This window comes from Streptomyces rapamycinicus NRRL 5491 (assembly GCF_024298965.1).
GTDB lineage: Bacteria > Actinomycetota > Actinomycetes > Streptomycetales > Streptomycetaceae > Streptomyces > Streptomyces rapamycinicus.
The window spans coordinates 3,197,588-3,221,234 of sequence record NZ_CP085193.1 but is presented as its reverse complement, the minus strand read 5'-3'; the positions used below and the strand labels follow the sequence as shown (position 1 = coordinate 3,221,234).

The window sequence follows — 23,647 nt, the reverse complement described above, 5'->3', positions numbered from 1 at the left end:
GCTCCGAACACATCAAGGTGTGCCGGACACGCGTGAGGCCGCCGCGGTCCGCTCGACCGCGGCGGCCCCGGCGCCCGGCGTCAGCCGGTGGTGAGGGTGAGCCCGTAGGTCGTCAGGATCGGGTTCACCGGCTGGTAGTACGTCGTGCCGCCGACGGTGCAGTTGCCGGAGCCGCCGGAGGTGACGCCCTGCGCCTCGCTGCCCGAGATGAACGAGCCGCCGGAGTCGCCCGGCTCGGCGCAGACATTGGTGCGGGTGACCCCCCGGATCGTGCCCTGGGGGTACTGCACGCTGGTGTCGTGCTGCTGGATGGTGCCGCAGTGCCAGCCGGTCGTCGAGCCGGAGCGGCAGACGGACGAGCCCACCGGCGCTTCCTGGGAGCCGGTGACGGTGACGTTGGTGCCCTGGGGGCCGATCACCCACGGCTGCGGGGCCCAGTCGGCGTTGGTGGCCACCCATGCGTAGTCGTTGCCGGGGAAGCTGGAGCCCTGGAAGGTGCCCTGCGCCACCCGGTTGAAGCCGGCGGTGGTGTCGCCCTGGCTGCCGCAGTGGCCGGCGGTGACGAAGCCGTTCTGCTCGGCCTTGGTAACCGAGAAGCCGATCGAGCAGCGGGCGGCGTCGTTGATGTAGAACGCCTCGCCGCCGCGCAGGTCGTACAGCGGGCTCGGCCGCTCGGCCGACTCCACGACCCGTACCACCTCGCGGTCCGCGCCGCTCGCGGCGACGAAGGCGGCCGCCTCGGTGGGCTCGGCCGACTGCACCACGACGCCGTTGGTCTTGACGTCCACGTACCAGGCGGAGGCGACATCGGCGGCCGGGGGGCGCTCGGAGGCGGCGCGGTCCAGGGCCTGCTTGGCGTCGACGAGGGCCTTGAGGCTGTGCTTGACGACGGCGGCCTTGGCGCCGCCGGCCGTGATGGTGGCGCTCTGCTCCTCGTCGGTGGTGGCCACGGTGAGTTCGGCGGTGTTGCCGGACACCCATGCGCCGCCGTAGGAGCTGCCCAGGCTCTTGCGCAGCCCCGGTTCTGCCTCTCCGGCCCGGTACTCGTTGGATATCCGCATCCGCGCCTCATCGGCCGTCAGGCCCAGATCGCGCTGCATCGAGGCCAGCATCTCGGGGGGCACCTCCCTCCGGGGGCGGGGGGAGGGTTCACCGGGGTCGGCCACCGCGGGTATGCCGCTCCCCAGGAAGAGGGCGGCTATCGCGACGGTGCAACCGGCGGCCAGCTCAAGGCCGTGACGGCGTCTGCGGGACATCTTCGGTCTCCTCGGCTAGGGAAGTGGTCACGCTGTGTGCCCATCTGGGCGCCAAGCGTAATTGCCGGGGACGTGCCTCGCTCGGTGGGCGACGGTGGGTACGGATGGCTCCACCGTGGATACGGGTCCGCCCCGCCGCGAGGGGCGCGACGGGGCGGACGGTGGAGCCGGTGGAGCGCTTGGTCTCAGCCGTTGAAGGTCTCGGGGTCGAAGCCCAGACGGTTGCCGGTGTCGAGGGAGTCGATCGCCGACAGGTCCTCGGAGTCCAGCTGGAAGTCGAAGACGTCGATGTTCTCCTTGATCCGCGACGGGGTCACGGACTTGGGAATCACCACATTGCCGAGGTCCAGATGCCAGCGCAGCACCACCTGGGCCGGGGTCTTCCCGTGCTTCTCGGCGATCGCCGCCAGCTTCGGGTCCGCCAGCAGGCCCTTGCCCTGGCCGAGCGGGGACCACGCCTCGGTGGCGATGTCATGGCGGGCGTTGAAGGCGCGCAGCTCAGCCTGCGGCAGCTGCGGGTGCAGCTCGATCTGGTCGATCACCGGGACGATCGAGGTCCCGGAGAGCAGCCGCTGGGTGTGGGCGGAGTGGAAGTTGGACAGGCCGATGGCCTTGGCGCGGCCCTCGGCGTAGATCTTCTCGAACGCCTTCCAGGTGTCCACGTACTTGTCGACCCCGGGCAACGGCCAGTGGATCAGGTAGAGATCCACATACTCCAGACCCAGCTTGGTCAGCGAGGTGTCGAAGGCGCGCAGGGTCGAGTCGTACCCCTGGTCGGCGTTCTGGAGCTTGGTGGTGACGAACAGCTCCTCGCGCGCGATGCCCGACGCGGCGAGTCCCTTCCCCGTGCCCTCCTCGTTCCCGTATATCGCGGCCGTGTCGATACTGCGGTACCCGGCGTCCAGCGCGTTGCGCACCGCGACCTGCGCCTCGTCGTCCGGGATCTGCCAGACACCGAAGCCGAGCTGCGGCATCCGTACGCCGTTGTTGAGCGTGATGAAGGGGACCTTGCTCACGAGCAGTCGATCCTTACGTCGGATGTGGATTACGTCCTTCCAACTGATCCAACGATCAACGGCCTCCCGTCATTCCCGTTCACCAGGGGCGCCCGCGCAGGATCACCACGCCGTCCCCGTCCCGCCCGAGGCGCTCCGCCGCCCGCCGCGCCGCCCGCTCCAGCGTGGGCGCCTCGCCCAGCAGACCGTAGAGCCCGCCCGCGAAGGCCGCGGACGCCGCGCCGTCCAGCGGTCCGCGGTGGGCGACCACCACCTCGGCCGCCCCGTCGAAGAGCGCGGCCAGCGGCGCGCCCTCGGGGCAGTCCAGCACCACACCGGGCAGCGGGGCGCCGGTCAGCCGGCGGTAGACGGTCAGCAGCTCGGCCAGGTGTGCGGCCGGTGTGTGATGCGCCCGCCCGTCGCCGTCCTCGAAGACCAGCGTGCGCCCCGCACGGCGGCAGACCAGATGCAGCACATCCGGGCGTACGGTGAGGATCCGCCGCAGATCGGTGGCGGCCGCGGCGGGGCACCGGTCCACCGTCAGGACGCCACGGGCCGCCCGCTGGACCGCGGCTAATTCCTGTCCGCCCGGGGCGGCGCCGGTCACCAGCACCCGCCGGACCCCGCCCCCGCCCGGCCGCGCCCGTAAGGCGGCGCGGAACACCTCGTTGTGCGGATAGGAGACGCAGGCGGCGGCCAGGACGCGCAGCCTGCCGTCCGCGACCCGGTCCGCGGCGACCGCCCCGGCCACCGCGGACCAGAACTCCCCGGCCGTCGTGGCGGCCGCCGGTATGTGCTCGGCGGGGAAGCCCGCCCTGCGCAGCAGCGCCACGGCGGACGGGCCGGGCGGGAAGACCCGCGCCAACTCCTCGGTTTCCTCGGTCGTCAGCGCCGGATGCCCGTCCCCGTCCTGGCCGTCCACCGTGTTCCGTCGCTCCTCGCCTGTGCTCGTACCGCTCTGTGCCCCCCCGCTTCCGTCCCTGCGTTCCGTCCCTGCGTTCCGTCCCTACTGAAGCGCGGCCAGCCGCAGCGGTTCCTCGAGCTCCTCCCGGAAGCGGTGCAGGGTGTGCCCCTCGCGCACCGTGGCTCCCACCGCGACCGCCGCCCGGCTCACCGCCCCGCGCGGCGCCCGCACCACCATGGCCAGCCGGTACGTGCCCCCGATGCGCACCGCGGAGGTGTGCCGGATCTCCCAGCCCGGATCGGAGCGCAGCTCCCGCCGCGCCTCCAGGCAGACCCGCTCGCCGAAGGCGGTGTCGCCACCGTCCTGGAATCCGAGCCGCGGGCCGAGGTGGGCCGCCGGCGCCGATGACGTCACCTCGGCGGTGAGCTGGCGCGGGGTCATGGACCAGGCCACCGGCTGGAAGACCGCGGTGCCCCGCCGCACCGGTTCCGCCGTGAGGCCGATATCGAGATTGACCGAGTGCAGGGCGGGGTCCGGCGCGTCCCGGGCGCAGGTCACCGACAGATGCACCAGGTGGTAGACGGCGTTGTCCGCCTCGGTACGGAGGAAGTCCAGCAGCTCCGGATCCGGTCCGACGAGGTCGGCCGTGACCGGTAAGGCCACCGGCCCGCCCAGGACCACTCGCCCGGCCAGCCTCGGGCCGCTGGGCTGGGGTGTCTCCTCGGACCGCAGGGCCAGTTCGCGTTCGGGCAGTTCGGGGAGAATGACATCGATCATTTCGTGCCCCCTTCGCGGCTCAGGTGTTGTACAGCGCCTCGACCTCGACGGCGTACGCCTGTTCGATGGCCTTTCGCTTCAATTTCAGCGACGGCGTCAGCAGACCATGCTCCTCGGAGAACTGCGCGGCAAGTATCCGGAAGGTACGAATCGACTCCGCCTGGGAAACGGTGGTGTTCGCCGCGACCACCGCACGCCGGATCTCGGTCTCCAGATCGGGGTCCCGGACCAGCTCGCCCGGCGGCAGCTCCGGTTTGCCGCGCATCGTCAGCCAGTGCGCGACCGCCTCCGGGTCGAGGGTGACCAGCGCCGCGACATACGGGCGGTCATTGCCCACCACGATGCACTGGGCCACCAGCGGATGCGCCCGCACCCGCTCCTCCAGGCCCGCCGGGGAGACCGACTTGCCGCTGGAGGTCACCAGGATCTCCTTCTTCCGCCCGGTGATGGTGAGATAGCCGTCGTCGTCCAGCGTGCCCAGGTCGCCGGTGGCGAGCCAGCCGTCGCGCAGCACCGCGTCGGTCGCCTTGGGATCGCCGAGGTAGCCCTCGAAGATCTGGCCGCCGCGCACCCACACCTCGCCGTCGTCGGCGAGGTGCACCGTGGTGCCGGGGATCGGCACGCCGACCGTGCCGAAGCGGGTCTGCTCGGGCGGGTTGGCGGTGGCGGCGGCGGTGGACTCGGTGAGGCCGTAACCCTCGTAGATGATGACGCCCGCGCCCGCGAAGAACAGGCCGAGCCGCCGCTCCATGCCGGAACCGCCCGACATCGCGTGCCGCACCCGGCCGCCCATCGCCGCGCGCACCTTGCCGTAGACGGCCTTCTCGAAGAACTGGTGCTGCACCCGCAGCGCGGCGCCCGGACCCGGCCCGGTGCCGAACGCCTTGGCCTCCTGCGCCTCCGCGTACCGCACCGCCACGTCCACGGCCTTCTCGAACACCCCCAGCTTGCCGTCCGCCTCGGCCTTGCGGCGCGCCGCCGCGAACACCTTCTCGAAGATGTACGGCACCGCGAGGATGAAGGTCGGCCGGAACGTCTTCAGATCGGGCAGCAGCGCGGCGGCCGAGAGCTTGGGCTGGTGACCGAGCTTGACCTTGCCGCGGATGGAGGCGACCTCCACCATCCGGCCGAAGACATGGGCGAGCGGGAGGAAGAGCAGGGTGGCGGCCTCGTCGCCCCGCTTGGAGTGGAAGGCCTCCTCGTACCGCTCGACGATGTTGTCGCACTCCGCCATCAGATTGGCGTGGGTGATCACACAGCCCTTGGGGCGGCCGGTGGTGCCGGAGGTGTAGATGATGGTCGCGGGCTGCTCGGGGGTCACGGCCAGCCGGTGCCGTTCCACCAGATCGTCCTCGACGGACTCCCCGGCCGCCAGCAACTCCTCCAGCGCCCCCGCGTCCAGCTGCCACAGCTGCCTCAGATGCGGCAGCCGGCCGACCACCGAGCCGACCGTCATCGCATGGTCCTCATGCTCCACGACGCACGCGGAGACCCCCGCGTCATGCAGCATCCAGCAGACCTGCTCGGCGGAGGAGGTGGGGTACAGCGGGACGCTCTGGGCGCCGACGGTCCACAGCGCGAAGTCGAAGAGCGTCCACTCATAGCGGGTGGGGCACATGATGGCGACGCGGTCGCCGAACCGGACACCACGGGCCAGCAGGCCCTTGGCGAGAGCCATCACCTCGTCCCGGAACTGGCCCGCGGACACGTTCTGCCAGCCGCCGTCCGCCGTTTTGCGCGCCAGTGCAACCCGGAGGGGGTCGGAGTCCGCATGGTCGAAGACGGCGTCCGCCAGTCCTCCGGCCTGAGGCGGCGTCGCCAACGGGGGGACGGTGAACTCGCGCAATACCTGCTCCTTGAAGCCGCTGGGCACAGCGCCGCGACCGTACCCGATCCGGCCCCCGATGCGGGAGAGGTGTTTTGTGCCCGGAACGTACGGAATGCCGGGCGGACAGTGAGGTGAAAGGGTATCAATCAGGCGCCGACGAGGGCGGATTGCGTGGAGTCTGGCCCTATGCGCCGCGTGTGTGGCTTATATGTAACGGTCTTCTGCACGAAATCTCTCCGATCGTGGCACAGGCCCCGCCAGGATCGCGGCGGCGAGTCGCTCCGCGGCGGCGTGCGAGGCGCCCTCCTGCCGATGCTTTCCGTACAACAGTACGAAATCCACCGGGCCGAGGTCCGGCAGCCCCGCCCGTTCGGGGACCGGCGCCAGGCCCGGCGGGATCAGGCCATGGGTGTGGGCCATCACCCCGAGCCCGGCGCGGGCCGCCGCGACCAGGCCGTTGAGACTGCCACTGGTGCACACGATCCGCCATGACCTGCCGTGTCGCTCCAGCACATCCAGCGCGCGGGCCCGGGTCAGCCCCGGCGGCGGGAAGACGATCAGGGGGAGCGGACGGTCCGGATCCAGCCGCAGCCGCTCGGCGCCGATCCACACCAGCCGGTCCCGCCACACCAACTGCCCGCCCGGTCGGTCCTCGGACCGCTTGGCCAGCACCAGATCCAGCCTGCCCGCCTCCAGCCGCTCGTGCAGCGTGCCCGACAGCTCGACGGTGAGCTCCAGATCCACCTCGGGATGATCGCGGCGGAACCCCTCCAGGATCTCCGGCAGCCGCGTCACCACGAAGTCCTCCGAGGCGCCGAAGCGCAGCCGGCCGCGCAGCCGGGTCCCCCGGAACCAGCTCGCCGCCCGCTCGTTCGCCTCCAGGATGGAGCGGGCGAACCCCAGCATCGCCTCGCCGTCCTCGGTCAGCTCCACCCCGTGGGTGTCACGGGAGAACAGCTGCCGCCCCACGGCCGCCTCCAGCTTGCGCACCTGCTGGCTCACGGTGGACTGGCGCACCCCGAGGCGGTCGGCGGCCTGGGTGAAGCTGAGGGTCTGGGACACCGCGAGAAACGTCCTGAGCTGGGCGGGGTCGTACATGGCGGCCACTGTACGCCGAGGCCATCACGGAAGGCGATGACAGTCAGAGCGGTATACGGGATTCCTGATGGCCTTGATCGGGAGCACTATGGAACGGGCCCCGCCCGTGTCCACGCCAGGCGAGAAAGAGAACGAATGCCGCACCGCCCGCACGTCCGCAAGATCGCACTTCCCGCCCTGCCCTCCTGGCTCCCCCTGGACGGTTTCATCCTCGGACTCATCGGCACCGTGGCGCTCGCCGTGCTGCTCCCGGTCAGCGGCCGGGCCGCCACCGTCACCGACGGGGCCACGACGGTCGCGGTCGCCTTCCTCTTCTTCCTCTACGGCGCCCGGCTCTCCACCCGTGAGGCGCTGGACGGAGTGCGCCACTGGCGGCTCCATCTGACCGTGCTGGTGTGCACCTTCGTGATCTTCCCGGCCCTCGGCCTGGCCGCGCGCGGGCTGGTGCCGTACGTGCTGACGCATCCCCTCTACACCGGGCTGCTCTTCCTGTGCCTGGTGCCCTCCACGGTCCAGTCCTCCATCGCCTTCACCTCGATCGCCCGGGGCAATGTGGCCGCCGCGATCTGCGCGGGCTCCTTCTCCAGCCTGCTCGGCGTGGTGGTCACCCCGGTGCTGGTCGCGCTGTTGCTGGGCGGCAGCGGCAGCGGAGGCGGCTTCTCGGCCGACTCGATGATCAAGATCGGCCTTCAGTTGCTGGCCCCCTTCCTCGCCGGGCAGCTGCTGCGCCGCTGGATCGGCGGCTTCATCTCGCGCCACCGGGCGGTGCTGCGGCTGGTCGACCGGGGCTCGGTGCTGCTCGTGGTCTATGCGGCGTTCAGCGAGGGCATGGTCCGGGGCATCTGGCACCAGGTGACCCCGGCGCGGCTGGCGATCCTGCTCGGCGTCGAGGCGGTCCTGCTCACGGTGATGCTCACGCTCACCTCGTACGGCTCGCGGAAGCTGGGCTTCGTCCGCGAGGACCGGATCACGATCGTGTTCGCGGGGTCGAAGAAGAGCCTGGCCGCCGGGCTGCCGATGGCGAGCGTGCTCTTCGGCGCCCAGGCGAGCCTGGCTGTGCTGCCGTTGATGCTCTTCCACCAGATGCAACTGATGGTCTGCGCGGTGCTGGCCCGCCGCTTCGCGGCGCGGGCGCCGGAGGCGGCGGTGACGGGAGCCGAGACCCGGTCCGTGGGCCGGGCCGAGGCGGACAGCGCGGACGACGCCGCGCTGACCCGCGTCTGACGTCAGCTTGCGGCGCCCGGGTTCCCGACGGCCGGGTTCCCGGCGGGCTGATTCCCCGCGGGCTGGTCGTCGGCAGGCGGCAGCGGCTTGCGGGCGATGAGGGACGCCTGCGGGGTGGGCTCCCAGCGCTCCGGTTCCCGGAAGGTCCGGGCGCGTACGGGCAGTCCGGCTCCGGCCAGCAACTCGGCGATCCGGTCCGGCTGCCAGCGGCGGAAGGTCAGCGACACCTCATGGCCGAACGCCTCCGTATAGACCCGTTGCTCATCACCCACCTGGAAGCCCACCAGCGCGTATCCACCCGGCGCCAGCACCCGGTGGAACTCGGCGAACACATCCGGCAGCCGCTCCTGCGGAATGTGGATCGTGGAGTACCACGCCACCACGGCGGCGAGGGTGCCGTCCGGTATGTCCAGGGCCAGCATCGACCCCTCCTCGAACCGCAGCCCGGGATGCTCCCGCCGGGCCAGCTCCACCATCCGCGGCGACAGGTCTATCCCGTACACGGACAGCCCCAGACCGTGGAGATGCGCGGTCACCCGGCCCGGTCCGCTGCCCACATCGGCCACCGGTCCGCCCCCGGCATCCCGTACCAGCTCGGCGAACCCGGCGAACACCGCCCGTTCCAGCGTCTGGGCCGCCAGTTCATCGCGGAAACGCTCGTCGTAGTCGAGGGCCATGGCGTCGTAGGACGCCCGAGTGGAGTCGAGGAAGTCGGCTTCGGTCACGGCCGTACACCCTAGCGGCGCACACCGCGGACCACGCGGCGGAGCCGCATATCGATGCTGTCCCCTCCCCGCCCCTCCCCGCTGTCAAGGACTCCGCCCCCGGACCCCGGGTGTCTGGGCCAGGGAGCGGAGCAGCCCGCCGCCAGGCGTCAAGGCCCGTTGGGCGCCCCTGGGCGGCTCCGCCGTGTGGGAGGGGCTTCGCTCCTGGGCCCTGGGGACTGGGCCAGGGGGGGGACTGGGCCAGGGGGGCGGAGCGGCCCGCCACCAGGCGTCGAGGCCCGTCGGTGGCCCCTGGGGGGCTCTGCCGGGTGGCAGGGGCTTCGTCGCCCCTGGACCCCGGGGGACCGGGTCAGGGAGCGGAGTGGCCTGCCGCCAGGTGTCGAGGCCCGTCGGACGCCGGTGGTTCCTTCCCGTGGCATCCGGGGTCTGGGGCGGAGCCCCAGTTGTGGGAAGGGGCGGGGAGGGGAACAGCCCGCCGCAGGCGACACCACTCGCGCCGGGCCCCGTTGTCAGACCCCTCTGGGACGCTTCGGGCATGACGACGCTCACGATTCAGCTGACCATCGACTGTGCCGAGCCAGGCCGGATGGTGGCCTTCTGGTCCGAGGCCCTGGGCTATGTGCCCGAGCCCCCGCCGGGCGGCCAGGCCACCTGGCGGGAGTACTGGGTGGACATGGGGGTGCCCGCGGAGGAGCTGCCCCCCGGGGCCGGGGAGACCCCGGAGTCCATCGTGGATCCGGAGGGGCAGGGTCCGAGGGTGTGGTTCCAGCAGGTTCCGGAGTCCAAGGTCACCAAGAACCGGCTGCATCTCGATCTGAAGGTGGGCGGCGGGCGGGATGTGCCCCTCGCGGTCCGCACCGAGCGCGTCACCGCGACCGTGGACCGGCTGAAGGAGGCCGGAGCCACGGTTCTGCGGATCATGGACGAGCCGGAGATGGAGTACTACGCGGTGGTGCTCCAGGACCCGGAGGGCAATGAGTTCTGTGTCGCCTAGTTGTGGGCGGACTAGTGGTGGGGTGACTAGTTGTCGGATGACCGCACGCGGTCGAGGGGGAGGCGGACCAGGGCGCCGGAGTGGGGGCCGTCGAGCGGCGCGTTGAACTCGCGGACACGGCGCAGTTCGGTGTCGGACAGCGCACGGGCGTACAGCCGGAACTCATCGAGATCGCCCGTCATATAGGAGCGGCTGTCCACGGCCTGGCCGAGATGGAGGCCGAAGGGCGCGGTGCGGCTCACCGTGCCCGGGGCGTCGGGAGCGGTGACCGCGGTGCCGCCGTCCACGGTGAGGGAGAGCCGTCCGCCGCCGCGGACCAGGGCGAGGTGGTGCCACTGCCCGTCGTTGTACGCGGCGTCGGTGGACACCGAGGCGCTGGTGAAGGTGGCGAAGCCGTTGACCGTGGTCATCAGCGCCCGGATCCGGTTGCTCCCGGGTTCACCCCGCAGCCAGACCTGCGGCTGTTTGTTGCCGATGCCGCCCATCCACAGGAACGGATGCTGCCCGGAGGCGGCCGAGTAGCGGAACCACAGGCTCACGGTGAAGTCGCGAGTGCCCAGCGGCAGAGCGTTCCGGTACGGGACCCGTACGGCGTCGTCCGTGCCGTCGAAGGACAGCGCGTCGCCGAAGCGGCCGTCGTCGCGCCCCGCCGCGCCGCCGAGCACGGTCGCGGACCGGGCGCCGGGCGCACGGTCGTCGGTGGTGGGGGAGGGCGGCCGGCGGGAACCCAGCCAGTCCTCGGTGAAGCGGGCGAAGCGGATCTCGTCACGGGCGTCCACCGCACCGCCCTCGTACAACAGCCCCACCGTGTCCCGGGAGATCGCGACCATGTCGGAGTAGCCGGACCAGTCGGTGGTGACGACCTTGCCGCGGTCCACGCCGTCCCAGGTGCGGGCCTCGTCCCAGGAGGAGCGGACCATCATGGTGCGGCGGCGGTCGGGGTCGGCGGGGGCGGCGAAGAGCAGTCGGCTGTAGCCGTCGCGGGCCGGGTCGCGCAGCCGCAGGACCGAGCCCTGCACCTGGGGGGTGGGCAGATCGGGGATGGTGCGGAAGGGCGCGGTGAAGCTCTGGCCGCCGTCCCGGCTGATGGCGTAGTCGCGGTGGCCGAGATCGGTGCCGTCCTGCTCCCGGCCGTTGACGTAGATCGAGCCGTCGGCTCGCTCCACCAGAGTCATCTCGGACGGTTTCTGGCGGAAGGTGCCGTCCTCGGCGAGCGGGTAGCTGTCCACCGCGCCGATGCGCCAGCGGTCGCCGCCGTCGTCGCTGTAGGCGAGCGCGGCGTGGTTGTCGGTGATGCGGCCGCCGCTGAAGGTCTCGGTGTTGAGGGTGAAGACCAGCCGGCCCTTGTGGTGTCCGCGCTGGAGCTGGATGCCGTGGACGGGGCCGGTGGCGTACCAGGAGTTCCACTGGGCCGGCATCAGCGAGGAGCTCAGATCGCGCGGGGCCGACCAGGTGGCGCCGTTGTCGTCGCTGTACTGGAGGTGCGGGGAGCGGTCACAGGGGATGTCGCAGCTCTGTGCGTCGTCGCGGCCGGTGTTGTAGGTGCTGGCGAGGACGATGCGGCCGGTGCGCTGGTCCACGATGGGCGCGGGGTTGCCGTGGGTGTCACCGGCGCCGTCATTGACCACCTGGAGCGGGCCCCAGGTGCGGCCGCCGTCGGTGGAGCGCTTGAGGACCAGATCGATGTCCCCGGCGTCGCCGCAGTTGTCGATCCGGCCCTCGGCGAAGGCGAGCAGGGTGCCGTCCTTGGCCTTGACGACCGCCGGGATCCGGAAGCAGGAGTAGCCCTGTTCCTGGGCGGATTTGAAGAGGACCTGTTGTTCGAAGCCGGAGTCGGCGCGGGCCGCGGACGCGGAGGAATCCGTGTCCGCGGCCCGTACCGGAAGCGGGATCAGGGCCAGCGCCGCGGCGGTGAGGAGCACGGAGGCGCGGCGCCGCCACGGTCTGGTGCGGGAGCGGGGTGGTCTGGTGCGGGGACGTGTGCGGAGAACTGACGCCATGGTCACGGCCTGCCCTTCAGACTGCCTCGTTGAGGCATCGGCATCTGGACATCGAGGCCCTCGGGCATCACACCATGAGGCATCATGCCGTCAGGACATCAAGACATCCCATGTCTCACACATGACTGCGGCTGAAAGTGTCTCGTTCTGCGGTCGCCCGGGACAAGGACCGTGCGTCATATCCTCGTGACACTGCGCCAGTTGAGGTGAGGGCGGGGCGCGAGGGGGGCGGCGCCCGCCCCCGGACGGCGCCCCGCCCCGGTCAGCCCATGGCCGTCTGACCCGCCGTGATGACCCGGTCCAGCAGCGACCGGGACAGCTCGAGCTCCTCGATGGCGGAGGTCATCCGGTCCCGCTCGGCGCGCAGTTCGCCCAGCAGATCCGGGCAGGTGGGCACGAGGTGCTCACCGTCGTCGCGGAGACAGGGCAGGACCTGGGAGATGGTCGCCGTCGACAGCCCGGCCGCCAGCAGTGCGCGGATGCGCCGCACCACCGCCACATCGGACGCGCGGTACGCGCGATAGCCGCTGGGCAGCCGCTCGGGCCGGAGGAGGCCCTGCTGTTCGTAGTAGCGCAGCAGCCGTTCGCTCACCCCGGTGCGGCGGGACAGCTCGCCGATCCGCATGGACCCCCTCCTCGCGGCGGTGACTCTCCGAACCCTCCAATGGGTGTCAGACAATGGATGTCAAAGCTTACGGCCTCCGATCCCCTCGCACAGAGCGCGGTCGATGAGGCCCTGCATGGCCCTCTCGGCCCGGAGCAGCTGCTCGTCATCGGCGGTCTTGCCACTGGAGCTGATGGTCACCGAGCGCCGCCCGCCCTCGGCGAAGCCGGTGCGCACCGTGGCCCCTTCGAGGTCGCCGCCGTGGCCCCAGCGGTAGCCGCCGCAGCTGAGCGGCTGGCGTATCATCCCGAACCCGTACTGGGCGTGCGGGAAGGCCACCTCGAAGTCCGGCCCGACGGGGACGGTCCGGCGCATCTCGGCCAGCTGCGCCGGGGGCAGCAGACGGCCGCTCAGCAGGGCGGTGTAGAACCGGTCCAGATCGCGGTCGGTGCTGATGAGGGAACCGGCCGCACCGCCCCAGGAGACGTTCCGCAGTGTGGTGTCCGTCCAGCCGTCGGAGCCGGGGAAGCGCTGATACGTATGGGCGTACGGGGCCTTGATCCGTGGTTCGTCCCCGGGCTCATAGGTGCCGGTCAGGCCCAGCGGGCGGATGATGCGGTCGCGGACCTCCTCCGGCCACGCGTGTCCGGTGACCTTCTGGACGATCATTCCGGCGAGGACATAGCCGGGGTTGGAGTAGTTCCAGTCGGGCTCGGGGTCGTCGGCCGGGGCGGGCGGGAAGTCGGGCCGGTGCTTCATCGCCCCGGCGACCACCCGCTCGGGGGAGACATGGTCGAACCGGGTCCGCTCGAAGTCCGCCGCCGAGTCGCCGGTGTCGTCGCTGTAGGCGTAGTTGTGGATGCCGCTGGTGTGCTGGAGCAGATTCCTGACGGTGATCCGGCGGCCGTCGTTGCCATTGCCGCTCACCACGCCCGGCAGCCACTTGTCCACCGGGTCGCTCAGCGAGAGCCGCCCCTCGGCGACGAGTTGGAGGACGACGGTGGCCACGAAGGACTTGGTGACGCTCGCGGCCCGGTAGTGCGCCCCGTACGGCATGGGGCGGCCGGTGTCGCGCTCCGCCTCGCCCGCGCGGGCGTGGATCCGGCGGTGGCCGTCGCGCACCTCCACGGTGATGCCGATGAATCCGGCCTCCTCCAGCGTCCGGGCCACCGCGCGCCGCAACTCGGCCTCGGTGAGCCGCTGTCGGGTGGAGTCGGCGGAGGTGGCGGAGTTGGCGGAGTTGGCGGAGCCGGTGGCGGACGAGGTGGCGGCGGCCGGGACCGCGGCCGCACCGCCGAGCAGGGCGGCGGTGACGGCGGCGGCCGTGACGAGGCGTAAGCGAGGGCGCTTCGTGGGTGCGTTCATGTCTCACCAGCTTCCGGGTGTGGTGGTGGCCCCGGCCATGCGGCAGGCCCCCGGGGTTGGGGTGGGGGCAGCCCCATGGCCGGGCTCGTGTCGGGCTCCGACCGGGCTCCTGTCGGGGTCCGGTCGGGGTCCGGCCGGGCGCTCGGGGGCGGTCAGGCCGACGAGCCGCTGTCCACCACGAGGTCCGTGCCGACCACGGCGCCCGCCGCCGGTGAGGCGAGGTAGAGCACGGCCGCCGCGATCTCGTCCGCCTCCGCGACCCGGCCCAGCGGAGTCTCGCTCTTCGCCCGCTCGGCGCGGTCGGCCTCGGTCTCACCCGGCAGCAGTGACATGGGGCCGTCGGAGGCGCCGGGGCTGACCGCGTTGATCCGGACGCCCTGATGGATGTGGTCGAGCGCGGCGATCCGGGTCAGCGTGGCGACCGCCGCCTTGGAGGTGCTGTAGGTGCCGAGGCCCGATACCCGCAGATGGGCGCCGAGGTTGGAGGAGACATTGACGATGGCCCCGCCGCCGTGCTCCTTCATGTGCGCGATCTGGTGCTTCATGGCCAGCCAGACACCGGTGACATTGGTGCGCAGCACCGCCTCCCAGTCCTCCTCGCTGACCTCGCCGACGGGCCCCTTGCCGCGCAGTATCCCGGCGTTGTTGACGGCGATGTCCAGTCCGCCGAAGCGGGCGACGGCGTTGTGCACCAGCTCCCGAAGCTGCCCGGAGTCGGTCACATCGGCGGTCACGGCGGTGGCCCGGCCATGGGCGGCCTCGACGAGGCGGACCGTCTCGGCCAGGGTGGATTCGGTGCGGCCCGCGGCCACCACGGAGGCGCCTTCCGCGGCGAAGGCGAGCGCGATGGCACGGCCGAGACCGGTGCCCGCTCCGGTGACGAGGGCGGTCTTTCCGGTGAAGCGGTTCACTGCGTGGCTCCTTGAGTAAGAGAGGAGGGACGTGATGGGCGGGACGGACGGCTCCGCTGGACGTGGAGGTTCAGGGCGGCGACGACGGCGAGCGCGGCCCCCGTCGCGGCGAGGGAGACGGCATCGCTGCCGAAGGTGAGCACGATGGCGAAGACCACGGTCGGGCCGAGCTCCATCGCGGTGTTCAGCACCCCGCCCGCGAGGCCGGTGCGCTCATGCGGCACCCCGTGGGTGGTGAGCACGGCGGCCCCGGCGAAGGAGGCGGCGGCACCGGCCGGCAAGAGCACCAGCCCCGGCAGCAGCGCGGAGGCGTACGGGGTGTGCGGGTCGAGTCCGGTGAGGGCGAGCAGCACCAGCCCGGCCCCGGCCGTGGCCAGCCCGGCGGCGGTGACGACGCGGGGGCCGAAGCGGGCTATCAGCGGCCCGGCCGCCCGGCCCGAGGTGAGCAGGGCGATGGCGAACGGCACAAAGGCGGCCGAGGTCCGCAGCGGCGACCAGTCACGGTCCTGCTGGAGATGGAGCGAGAGGGTCACAAAGGTCGTCGCGGTCGCGCAGGCGCTGAACGCGATGGCCGCGAGGGCGAGCGCCCGCCGCCGGTCCAGCAGGAAGCGGGGCGGCAGCAGCGGATCGCCCGCCCGGCGCTCCGCGTACCAGAACGCGATGAGCAGCGCGGCCCCGATGAGCAGGGGCGCCAGCACCCCGGCCGACGACCAGGGCAGGGCGTCTGTGGCCACGAGCCCGTAGCTGGCGAGCGTGATTCCGGCCGTGGCCAGCAGCGCGCCCGGCAGATCGAGCGCCCGGCCCCGTCCCGGCGGGGTGTCCGGCAGCAGCCGGGGTGCGAGGACGAGCGCGGCCAGGGCCACCGCCGGCGGTACGGCGAAGCTCCAGCGCCAGGACAGCAGCTCGGCTATGACGCCGGAGAGCAGATTGCCCGCGGTCGCGCCGAGCACGGAGAGCCCGCCCCAGGTCGCCATCGCCTTGCCGTAGGCGGCGGGAGCGGGGAAGACGGCGCGCAGCACGGTCATGGCGGCGGGCGCTATGAGGGCCGCCCCCGCGCCCTGGGCGAACCGGGCCGCGAGCAGGGCCCCGATACCGGGGGCGAACGGGACGGCGGCCGAGGCGGCGGCGAAGAGGATGAGCCCGGCGGTGAGGGTCCGCCGCCCGCCGTAGCGGTCGGAGAGGCGCCCGCCGAAGAGCAGCAGTCCGGCGAAGGTCAGCCCATAGGCGGCGCTGAGCAGAATCAGATCGGCCCGCTCCAGGCCGAAGGCCCGGCCGATCTCGGGCAGCGGCACGGCGATCGCCGCGAGCGTGAAGATCAGGGTGATCTGGACGGAGCCGAGCAGGGCGAAGGCCCGGCGACGGTGGGTCGTGATGGCGGGGTCTGTGGCTGCGTCTGTGGCTGTGTCTGTGTTGGTGTCGGTATCGGTGTCGCACGGGGTGCCGGTGACGGTCATCTCTCCCCCAATATTTGACCGATCGTTTTAATATGAGGGCATGCGAATGGGCTCTGTGTGACTCCCGTGATCGTGAGAGATCAGTCCAGCAGTGCCAGCGCCTGCTCCGCCGCGTCCCGCACCCGGGCCGGGTCGTCCGACGCCTTGCCGACCACCCGCAGCCCCTGCAGCAGCACGAACAGCATCCGTGCCAGCGCGCGGGGATCGCGGTCCTCGGGGAGCTCCCCCTGGGCCTGGGCCCGTATCAGTGCGGAGTACAGCGGGGTCTCCACGCGGTCCCAGCTGAGCTCCACCCGGCGGGCCGCCGCCGGGTCGTGCGGCGCCAGCTCGGCCGCCGTGTTGGTCACCAGGCAGCCGGCCAGCCGCATCTCCGGGGAGGCGGCCTCCTCGGCGAAACGGCGCACCACCGCCCGCACCGCGGGCAGCGCCGGGCCGGGCTGGGACAGCTCGGCCAGCAGGGGCGGGTCGCGCGTCTCCGCATAGCGGTCCATAGCCTTCAGGTACAGCTCGTGCTTGCTGCCGAAGGTCGCGTAGATACTGGCGCGGCCGATGCCGAGATAGTCGACGAGGTCCGCCATCGAGGTCGCTTCATAGCCGCGCTGCCAGAACAGCTCGAGAGCCGACTGCAGGGCGGCCTCCGGATCGAATTCCTTCGTTCTGGCCATGACCCAACCGTAGCACCTAACCAGAACGAGCGGTCAAGAACACTTTCGAGTGAAGGCAACGGAGCCACCGGGCCCGGTAGGGGCCGGCCGACGCAGGGGGCGCTCCCCGTCGGCCGGCCCGCCAACCCGTGCAGCGGGCGGACCGCTCCTCAGGCCCCGCCGACCGCTGTCCGCAGGGCGAGCCGCTGCTCTCCCGCGTACACGTTCATCGAGGTGCCGCGGAGGAAGCCGACCAGGGTCAGCCCCGTCTCCGCCGCCAGATCCACGGCCAGCGAGGAGGGCGCCGACACCGCCGCCAGCACCGGGATCCCCGCCATCACGGCCTTCTGTGCCAGTTCGAAGGAGGCGCGCCCCGAGACCATCAGCACCGATCCCGACAGCGGCAGCAGGCCCTGCTGGAGTGCCCGTCCCACCAGCTTGTCCACCGCGTTGTGCCGCCCCACGTCCTCCCGCAGGTCCAGCAGCTCGCCGTCCGGGCTGAACAGCGCCGCCGCGTGCAGACCGCCGGTCCGGTCGAAGACGCGCTGCGCCGCGCGGAGCCGGTCAGGGAGTACGGAGAGCGTCTCCGGGTCGAGCCGGACGGCGGAGCCCCCGGCGTCCTCGAGGCCGTCCGCCAGCGGCCAGCGCGCGGTCGTCCGGACCGCGTCCAGGCTGGCCTTGCCGCACAGACCGCAGGACGAGGTCGTGTAGACATTGCGCTCCAGCGTGATGTCCGGGACCGGTACGCCCGGGGCCAGCGTCACGTCCACCACGTTGTAGGTGTTGGAACCGTCCTGGGTGGCGCCCGCGCAGTAGACGATGTTCGCCAGCTCGTCCGCGCGCCCGAGGACGCCCTCGCTCACCAGGAATCCGGCGGCGAGGGCGAAGTCGTCGCCCGGAGTGCGCATGGTGATGGCCAGTGGTTTGCCGTTCAGCCGGATCTCCAGCGGCTCCTCCGCCACGAGGGTGTCCGGCCGGGTGCTGACCGCCCCGTCCCGGATGCGGATGACGCGGCGTCGCTCGGTGACCCGTCCCATGTCGATCAGTCCCGGTTCTGTGCGTGGTTCTGTACGTGCTGGTACCCGAAACGGCCCTTGATGCACAGGTTCCCGTGGGTGACGGGATTGTCGTGCGGCGAGGTGACCTTCACGATCTCATTCTCCTGCACATGGAGGGTGAGGTTGCAGCCCACACCACAGTAGGCGCACACCGTGGTCGTCTCCGTCTGGGCCGCCTCGTCCCACGTCCCGGCCTCCCGCATGTCGAACTCCGTCTTGAAGCTCAGGGCGCCGGTCGGGCAGACCTCGATGCAGTTGCCGCAGTAGACGCACGCGGAGTCGGTGAGGGGCACGTCGTGCTCGGTGGAGATCCGGGCGTCGAAGCCGCGGCCCGCGACCGCGATGGCGAAGGTGTTCTGCCACTGCTCACCGCAGGCGTCCACGCACTTGTAGCAGAGGATGCATTTGTCGTAGTCGCGGACGTACAGGTCGTTGTCGACCTTCGGCTCCTCGTCCACCCGGGCGGCGTCCGCGCCGAAGCGTTCCGGCTCGGCCCCGTACTCCTCGATCCACTCGGCGGCGCGCGGGGTCGTGGACATGTCGGTGGAGGAGGCCAGCAGCTCCAGGACGACCTTACGGCTGTGCCGGGCCCGCTCGGTGTCCGTGCGCACCTCCATGCCCTGCTCCACCCGGCGGGAGCAGGCGGGGGCGAGGGTGCGGGCGCCTTCCACCTCCACCACGCACACCCGGCAGGCGTTCTTCGGGGTGAGCGTGTCGCCCTGACACAGGGTCGGGACGTCCTTGCCCGCGGCGCGGCACGCGTCCAGCAGGGTGCTGCCCTCCGGGGCGCGGACCGGCTCGCCGTCCAGGGTGAGGTCGACCAGTCGGCGCGGGGGTCGCAGCGGTATCGCGGTCACTTGAAGGCTCCCAGGCGGTCGATGGCGGACTCCACGGCGTTCCAGGCGGTCTGGCCCAGACCGCAGATCGAGGCGTCCCGCATGGCCTGGCCGACCTCGCGCAGCAGCGCGATGTCCCCGGCCGCGGCGGCGCCCGTACGGTCCTTGAGCCGGTGCAGCGCCTCCTCCTGCCGTACGGTGCCGACCCGGCAGGGGACGCACTGGCCGCAGGACTCGTCGCGGAAGAACTCCGCGATGCGCAGCAGGATGCGGGGCAGCTCGACGCCCTCGTCCAGCACCAGCACGACCCCCGAGCCGAGCGTGGTGCCCGCGGCGCGCGTGCCCTCGAAGGTGAGCGGGACGTCCAGTTCGTCGGGGCGTACGAAACCGCCCGCCGCGCCGCCGAGCAGCACCGCGCGCAGGGCCTCGGGCGGCCCCGCGAGCTCCAGCAGCTCCCGCAGCGTCGCCCCGAACGGCAGCTCGTAGACGCCGGGCCGGGCGACCGTGCCGGAGACGCAGAACAGCTTGGTGCCGGTCGAGGTGCCGGTGCCGGTACGGGCGTACGCCGGCGCGCCCTCGATCAGAATCGGCAACACATTGACCAGGGTCTCCACGTTGTTGACCGCGGTCGGCTTGCCGAACAGCCCCTTCTCCACCGGGAAGGGTGGTTTGCTGCGCGGTTCACCGCGCTGCCCCTCGATCGAGTTGAAGATCGCGGTCTCCTCGCCGCAGATGTACGCACCCGCGCCGCGCCGGATCTCGATGTCGAACGCGAACCCCTGGCCCATCACGTCCTTACCGAGGAAGCCACGGGACCGGGCCCGGTCGATGGCGGTGCGCAGCCGGCGCAGCGCCCGGGGGTACTCGCCGCGCAGATACAGATAGCCGCGGTGGGCCCCGGTGGCGTAGCCCGCGACGGTCATGGCCTCGATGAGGGCGTAGGGATCGCCCTCCATCAGGACCCGGTCCTTGAAGGTGCCCGGTTCGCTCTCGTCGGCGTTGCAGACCAGATAGTGCGGATGGTCGGGCTGCTGGGCGGTGGCCGACCACTTCCGCCCGGTCGGGAACGCGGCCCCGCCCCGTCCGACCAGACCCGCCTCGGTCACCTCCCGGATCACCCCGGCGGGCCCGAGCGCGAACGCGCGCCGCAGAGCGGCGTATCCGCCGTGGGCGCGGTAGTCGTCCAGCGACCCCGGGTCGACAACTCCGACCCGGCGCAGCAGCACCAGGCCGTCGGTGCAGGCCTGGGGGACCGCGGCCGCCGCGGGCGGTTCGGCCGCGGCCTCGTGCGGCGCCGACGCCGCGTCGGCGACCGCCCCGGCGGTGGCGGGGGCGACGACCGCGGTCTGCGGAGTCTCGCCCGCGCGGATCGCCAGGGCCGCCGGGGCGCGTTCGCACAGGCCCAGGCACGGGCTGGGCTGCCAGGCGGCCCCGGACCCCGCCGAGCCCGCCGGGCCCACGTCCCGTTCGAGTTCCGCGCACACCTGGGCGGAGCCCCCGGCGGCGCACGCCAGATCCGTACAGACGTGGACGACGGTCGCCGGACGGGGTTTCACCGCGAACATCGCGTAGAAGGTCGCCACCCCGTAGCCCTCGGCCGGAGGGACCGTCAGCCGGCGGCACAGATAGTCCAGGCCGCCCTCGCTTATCCAGCCCACCCGGTCGTTGAGGGCGTGCAGCCCGGGCAACAGCAGCTCGCGCCGCTCCCGTGCCTCGCGGCCGCCGCGCGCCCAGCGCAGATCCGTGTCCGTACGGTCGTCCGCGCCCTCCCATGCGGACTCGGGCGGGCCGAGCAGCGCGTCGACCGCGGCCCGCTCCTCGTCGGTGGGCTTGCTGTCACCGAACCGCAGATCCACGATCAGCTCCTTACGGCGGTCACGGGAATCTTCTCGATCCTTATGGCCGACGCCTTGAACTCCGCCGTCCCCGCGATCGGGCAGTTCGCCTCGATCGTCAGGGAGTTGGTGTCCACCTCGTCGGGGAAGTGCATGGTCATGAAGGCGAGCCCCGGCCGCAGCCCGGGATCGATCCACACCGGCGCCACCACCGAACCGCGCCGCGAGGAGACCCGCACCCGTTCCTCGGCCTCCACCCGGTAGCGGGCCGCGTCCTCCGGGCACAGCTCGATGTACTCGCCGCGCCGCAGCGGAGAGGCGAATCCGCCGCTCTGCACCCCGGTGTTGTACGAGTCCAGGCGCCGTCCCGTGGTGAGCCGGATCGGGAAGGCGTCATCGGTCAGATCGACCGGCGGATCGTGCTTCACCGGGCCGAAGGGGGCGAGCGGGCCGCGCAGCGCCGGATCGTTCTCCCACAGGCGGCTGTGCAGATAGGTGGGTTCGAGGCGGTCGGTGCTGGGGCAGGGCCACTGGATGCCCTGGTGCTCCTCCAGCCGCTCGTAGGTCATGCCGAAGTGGTCCGGGGAGACGTCGCGCAGCTCGTTCCACACCTCCTCCGCGCCCTCGAACTTCCAGTCGTGGCCGAGCCGCCGCGCCAGCTCGCAGATGATGTCGATGTCCTCGCGCGCCTCGCCCGGCGGCTCCACGGCCTTGCGCACCCGCTGGACGCGCCGCTCGCTGTTGGTGGTGGTGCCCTCCGTCTCGCACCAGCCGGCGGTCGCCGGGAGCACCACATCGGCCAGCTCGGCGGTCCGGGTGAGGAAGATGTCCTGCACCACCAGGTGCTCCAGCGACTCCAGCCGCCGGACGGCCTGTTCGGTGTCGGCCTCGGACTGGGCCGGGTTCTCGCCGACGCAGTAGACGGCGCGCAGTTCGCCCGCCTCCATGGCCTCGAACATCTCGGTGAGGTTCAGCCCGTAGCGCGGCTGGATGACCACGTCCCAGGCGCGCTCGAACTTGGACCGGACGGGCGGGTCCAGGATGTCCTGGAAGCCGGGCAGCCGGTTGGGGATGGCGCCCATGTCGCCGCCGCCCTGGACGTTGTTCTGGCCGCGCAGCGGCTGGAGCCCGCAGCCGTACCGGCCGATGTGGCCGGTCAGCAGGGAGAGGTTGATCAGCGCCCGGACGTTGTCGGTGCCGTTGTGGTGCTCGGTGATGCCGAGCGTCCAGCACAGCTGGGCGCGCTCGGCGGTGGCGTAGGCGTGCGCGAGATCGCGGATGGCGTCCGCCGGGACGCCGGTGACCTTCTCCGCGACGCTCAGCGTCCAGGGCTCGACATGGGCCGCGTACTCCTCGAAGCCGGTGGTCGCGCGCTCGATGAAGGCCCGGTTGGCGAGCCCGGCGTGGATGATCTCGCGGCCCACGGCGTGGGCGAGCGGGATGTCGGTGCCGACGTTCAGCCCCAGCCAGCTCTCCGCCCATTCGGCGGTCGAGGTGCGGCGCGGGTCGACGGCGTACATCCGGGCGCCGTTGTGGATGCCCTTGAGGACGTGATGGAAGAAGATCGGGTGCGCGAAGCGGGCGTTGGAGCCCCACATCACGATGAGGTCGGTGTCCTCGACCTCCCCGTACGACGAGGTGCCGCCGCCGGAGCCGAAGACTGCGGACAGCCCCGCGACGCTGGGCGCGTGGCAGGTGCGGTTGCAGGAGTCGACATTGTTGGTGCCGATCACCACCCGGGTGAACTTCTGGGCCACGTAGTTCATCTCGTTGGTGGCGCGGGCGCAGGAGAACATGCCGAACGCGTCGGGCCCGTGGGCCGCCGTCACGGCCCGGAACCCGGCGGCGGCCCGGCTGAGCGCCTCGTCCCAGGAGGCGCGGCGGAGCTCTCCGCTCACTGAGTCCCGCACCAGGGGGTGGGTCAGCCGCGGGTACTGCTTCTGCTGTCGGTTGCGTTGGCGGTTACGGGCCACGACGGGCTCCTTACGGCGGTCACGCCGTCATGCGGCGTCCGGAAGGCCGGCGCCGGTGCTGGTCGCCGAGAGCAGATCGGCGAGGGCGTGCACGGCGCGCAGGGTGGGTACGGGGGTGTCGGTGAGACCGGCGAGTTCGACGACGGCGGCGAGCAGTACGTCGAGTTCGAGTGGCTTGCCCTTCTCCAGGTCCTGGAGAGTCGAGGTCTTGTGGTCGCCGACGCGCTCGGCGCCGGTCAGCCGCCGCTCGATGGAGATGGCGGGGTGGCAGCCGACGGCGGCGGCGACGGCGAGCGTCTCCCGCATCATCGCCTCGACGAGTGCGCGGGTGTCGGAGTGGCGGCAGATCTGGCCCATGGTGGCGCGGGCGAGCGCGCTGATCGGGTTGAAGGAGATGTTGCCGAGCAGCTTGATCCAGATGTCCTTGCGCAGATCGCGCTCGACAGGGCATTTGAGTCCGCCCGCGCACATCGCCTCGCTGAACTCGAGGCAGCGCCGGGAGACGCTGCCGTCGGGCTCGCCGATGGAGAAGCGGGTGCCCTCCAAGTGGCGTACCACGCCGGGCGCTTCGATCTCGGTGGCCACGTAGACGACGCAGCCGATCGCGCGTCTTCGGGGGAGCGTGGCCGAGACCGCGCCGCCCGGGTCGATGGATTCGATCCGGTGGCCGGCCAACGGACCGTCGAGCCCGTGGAAATACCACCAGGGGATTCCGTTCTGGGCCGCGATGACGGCCGTACGGTCATGGAGCAGGGGGTGTACGAGCGGCCCGCACGCCGCGTACGAGGTGGCCTTCAGGCCCAGGAAGACGTAATCGACCGGGCCGATGTCGGCCGGATCGTCGGTGGCGGCCGGATGCGCGGTGAAGTCCAGGTCCGGACGGGGGCTGCGCACCACCACGCCGCCCGCCCGCAGGGCCGCCAGATGCGGGCCACGGGCGAGCAGATGGACCTCGGCGCCCGCGCGGTGCAGTGCGGCTCCGACGAAGGCGCCGATCGCACCGGCACCGACTACTGCGACTTTCATGTGGGACTCTCCGTTCGGTTGAGGGGACCGAGCGTATGAGTATCGTCTACTGAATATTGAATACAGTATGCCCGAGAAGGGGGTCAAGGAGTCGGACGACACCTCAACCCCCCTTCGGTCTCTGGGTGATGGAGCCCCGG

Annotated in this window: 20 protein-coding genes; 2 read left to right on the top strand and 18 right to left on the bottom strand. The window is 71.8% G+C overall.

Translation table 11 applies throughout. From position 1 onward, the window contains the following. Nucleotides 1-80 precede the first annotated feature (80 nt). From LIV37_RS12900 to LIV37_RS12875, 6 genes are all read right to left on the bottom strand, one after another. On the bottom strand, nucleotides 81-1,256 hold the full coding sequence (locus LIV37_RS12900; protein WP_020867557.1) for a S1 family peptidase: 1,176 nt from the start codon (nucleotides 1,254-1,256) through the stop codon (nucleotides 81-83). A 185-nt stretch (nucleotides 1,257-1,441) separates the two neighbouring features. Next, complete coding sequence (locus LIV37_RS12895) at nucleotides 1,442-2,272, bottom strand: aldo/keto reductase (RefSeq protein WP_020867556.1); 831 nt, start codon at nucleotides 2,270-2,272, stop codon at nucleotides 1,442-1,444. A 79-nt stretch (nucleotides 2,273-2,351) separates the two neighbouring features. Further along, nucleotides 2,352-3,173: an effector-associated domain EAD1-containing protein gene (locus tag LIV37_RS12890; RefSeq protein WP_020867555.1), complete on the bottom strand. Its 822-nt coding sequence runs from the start codon at nucleotides 3,171-3,173 to the stop codon at nucleotides 2,352-2,354. 84 nt (nucleotides 3,174-3,257) lie between these two features. Further along, the gene (locus LIV37_RS12885; protein WP_020867554.1) at nucleotides 3,258-3,932 is read right to left on the bottom strand and encodes a hypothetical protein; all 675 of its coding nucleotides are present in this window, start codon (nucleotides 3,930-3,932) and stop codon (nucleotides 3,258-3,260) included. Nucleotides 3,933-3,951: 19 nt separating this feature from the next. Continuing rightward, nucleotides 3,952-5,778, bottom strand: coding sequence for an AMP-dependent synthetase/ligase (locus LIV37_RS12880; protein WP_020867553.1), 1,827 nt, complete (start codon nucleotides 5,776-5,778; stop codon nucleotides 3,952-3,954). A gap of 186 nt (nucleotides 5,779-5,964) precedes the next feature. Then, a complete protein-coding gene (locus LIV37_RS12875; RefSeq protein WP_020867552.1) occupies nucleotides 5,965-6,858 on the bottom strand; it encodes a LysR substrate-binding domain-containing protein in 894 nt (297 codons plus the stop codon). Nucleotides 6,859-6,993: 135 nt separating this feature from the next. On the opposite strand from LIV37_RS12875, the gene LIV37_RS12870 reads away from it, so the two are divergent. After that, a complete protein-coding gene (locus LIV37_RS12870; protein ID WP_020867551.1) occupies nucleotides 6,994-8,082 on the top strand; it encodes a bile acid:sodium symporter family protein in 1,089 nt (362 codons plus the stop codon). A gap of 2 nt (nucleotides 8,083-8,084) precedes the next feature. Here the strand turns inward: LIV37_RS12870 and LIV37_RS12865 are convergent, their stop codons facing one another. Continuing rightward, nucleotides 8,085-8,807 (bottom strand): class I SAM-dependent DNA methyltransferase, encoded by a 723-nt coding sequence (locus tag LIV37_RS12865; protein WP_020867550.1) that lies wholly within the window; start codon nucleotides 8,805-8,807, stop codon nucleotides 8,085-8,087. Nucleotides 8,808-9,342: 535 nt separating this feature from the next. Between LIV37_RS12865 and LIV37_RS12860 the strand changes: the two genes are divergently transcribed. Continuing rightward, nucleotides 9,343-9,801 (top strand): VOC family protein, encoded by a 459-nt coding sequence (locus LIV37_RS12860; protein WP_020867549.1) that lies wholly within the window; start codon nucleotides 9,343-9,345, stop codon nucleotides 9,799-9,801. 26 nt (nucleotides 9,802-9,827) lie between these two features. On the opposite strand, the gene LIV37_RS12855 is transcribed toward LIV37_RS12860, so the two are convergent. The 11 genes from LIV37_RS12855 to LIV37_RS12805 all read right to left on the bottom strand — a co-directional run bounded on the left by LIV37_RS12855 (nucleotide 9,828) and on the right by LIV37_RS12805 (nucleotide 23,507). After that, nucleotides 9,828-11,801, bottom strand: a complete 1,974-nt coding sequence (locus LIV37_RS12855) for a sialidase family protein (protein WP_243146348.1) — start codon at nucleotides 11,799-11,801, stop codon at nucleotides 9,828-9,830. 262 nt (nucleotides 11,802-12,063) lie between these two features. Next, on the bottom strand, nucleotides 12,064-12,426 hold the full coding sequence (locus tag LIV37_RS12850) for a MerR family transcriptional regulator (RefSeq protein WP_020867547.1): 363 nt from the start codon (nucleotides 12,424-12,426) through the stop codon (nucleotides 12,064-12,066). 60 nt (nucleotides 12,427-12,486) lie between these two features. After that, nucleotides 12,487-13,770 (bottom strand): serine hydrolase domain-containing protein, encoded by a 1,284-nt coding sequence (locus LIV37_RS12845; protein ID WP_020867546.1) that lies wholly within the window; start codon nucleotides 13,768-13,770, stop codon nucleotides 12,487-12,489. A 152-nt stretch (nucleotides 13,771-13,922) separates the two neighbouring features. Beyond that, complete coding sequence (locus LIV37_RS12840) at nucleotides 13,923-14,681, bottom strand: SDR family NAD(P)-dependent oxidoreductase (protein ID WP_020867545.1); 759 nt, start codon at nucleotides 14,679-14,681, stop codon at nucleotides 13,923-13,925. Next, entirely contained in the window at nucleotides 14,678-16,135 is a 1,458-nt protein-coding gene (locus LIV37_RS12835; RefSeq protein WP_020867544.1) for an MFS transporter, read from the bottom strand. Before LIV37_RS12835 ends, LIV37_RS12840 begins: the two co-directional genes overlap by 4 nt. Before the next feature lie 80 nt (nucleotides 16,136-16,215). Next, entirely contained in the window at nucleotides 16,216-16,800 is a 585-nt protein-coding gene (locus LIV37_RS12830) for a TetR/AcrR family transcriptional regulator (protein WP_020867543.1), read from the bottom strand. A 149-nt stretch (nucleotides 16,801-16,949) separates the two neighbouring features. Then, a complete protein-coding gene (gene fdhD, locus LIV37_RS12825; RefSeq protein WP_020867542.1) occupies nucleotides 16,950-17,816 on the bottom strand; it encodes a formate dehydrogenase accessory sulfurtransferase FdhD in 867 nt (288 codons plus the stop codon). Between the two features lie 5 nt (nucleotides 17,817-17,821). Beyond that, nucleotides 17,822-18,694, bottom strand: a complete 873-nt coding sequence (locus tag LIV37_RS12820; protein WP_020867541.1) for a 2Fe-2S iron-sulfur cluster-binding protein — start codon at nucleotides 18,692-18,694, stop codon at nucleotides 17,822-17,824. Next, nucleotides 18,691-20,529, bottom strand: a complete 1,839-nt coding sequence (locus LIV37_RS12815) for an NADH-ubiquinone oxidoreductase-F iron-sulfur binding region domain-containing protein (protein ID WP_020867540.1) — start codon at nucleotides 20,527-20,529, stop codon at nucleotides 18,691-18,693. Before LIV37_RS12815 ends, LIV37_RS12820 begins: the two co-directional genes overlap by 4 nt. 2 nt (nucleotides 20,530-20,531) lie before the next feature. Beyond that, nucleotides 20,532-22,481, bottom strand: coding sequence for a molybdopterin oxidoreductase family protein (locus tag LIV37_RS12810; RefSeq protein WP_020867539.1), 1,950 nt, complete (start codon nucleotides 22,479-22,481; stop codon nucleotides 20,532-20,534). Nucleotides 22,482-22,508: 27 nt separating this feature from the next. After that, nucleotides 22,509-23,507 (bottom strand): 2-dehydropantoate 2-reductase, encoded by a 999-nt coding sequence (locus LIV37_RS12805; RefSeq protein ID WP_020867538.1) that lies wholly within the window; start codon nucleotides 23,505-23,507, stop codon nucleotides 22,509-22,511. Nucleotides 23,508-23,647 lie beyond the last annotated feature (140 nt).

Coding starts and splice junctions, on each gene's coding strand:
- fdhD (WP_020867542.1), bottom strand. CDS start 17,816: ATGGGACGGGTCACCGAGCGACGCCGCGTCATCCGCATCCGGGACGGG.
- LIV37_RS12850 (WP_020867547.1), bottom strand. CDS start 12,426: ATGCGGATCGGCGAGCTGTCCCGCCGCACCGGGGTGAGCGAACGGCTG.
- LIV37_RS12830 (WP_020867543.1), bottom strand. CDS start 16,800: ATGGCCAGAACGAAGGAATTCGATCCGGAGGCCGCCCTGCAGTCGGCT.
- LIV37_RS12835 (WP_020867544.1), bottom strand. CDS start 16,135: ATGACCGTCACCGGCACCCCGTGCGACACCGATACCGACACCAACACA.
- LIV37_RS12855 (WP_243146348.1), bottom strand. CDS start 11,801: ATGGCGTCAGTTCTCCGCACACGTCCCCGCACCAGACCACCCCGCTCC.
- LIV37_RS12900 (WP_020867557.1), bottom strand. CDS start 1,256: ATGTCCCGCAGACGCCGTCACGGCCTTGAGCTGGCCGCCGGTTGCACC.
- LIV37_RS12860 (WP_020867549.1), top strand. CDS start 9,343: ATGACGACGCTCACGATTCAGCTGACCATCGACTGTGCCGAGCCAGGC.
- LIV37_RS12875 (WP_020867552.1), bottom strand. CDS start 6,858: ATGTACGACCCCGCCCAGCTCAGGACGTTTCTCGCGGTGTCCCAGACC.
- LIV37_RS12885 (WP_020867554.1), bottom strand. CDS start 3,932: ATGATCGATGTCATTCTCCCCGAACTGCCCGAACGCGAACTGGCCCTG.
- LIV37_RS12870 (WP_020867551.1), top strand. CDS start 6,994: ATGCCGCACCGCCCGCACGTCCGCAAGATCGCACTTCCCGCCCTGCCC.
- LIV37_RS12845 (WP_020867546.1), bottom strand. CDS start 13,770: ATGAACGCACCCACGAAGCGCCCTCGCTTACGCCTCGTCACGGCCGCC.
- LIV37_RS12805 (WP_020867538.1), bottom strand. CDS start 23,507: ATGAAAGTCGCAGTAGTCGGTGCCGGTGCGATCGGCGCCTTCGTCGGA.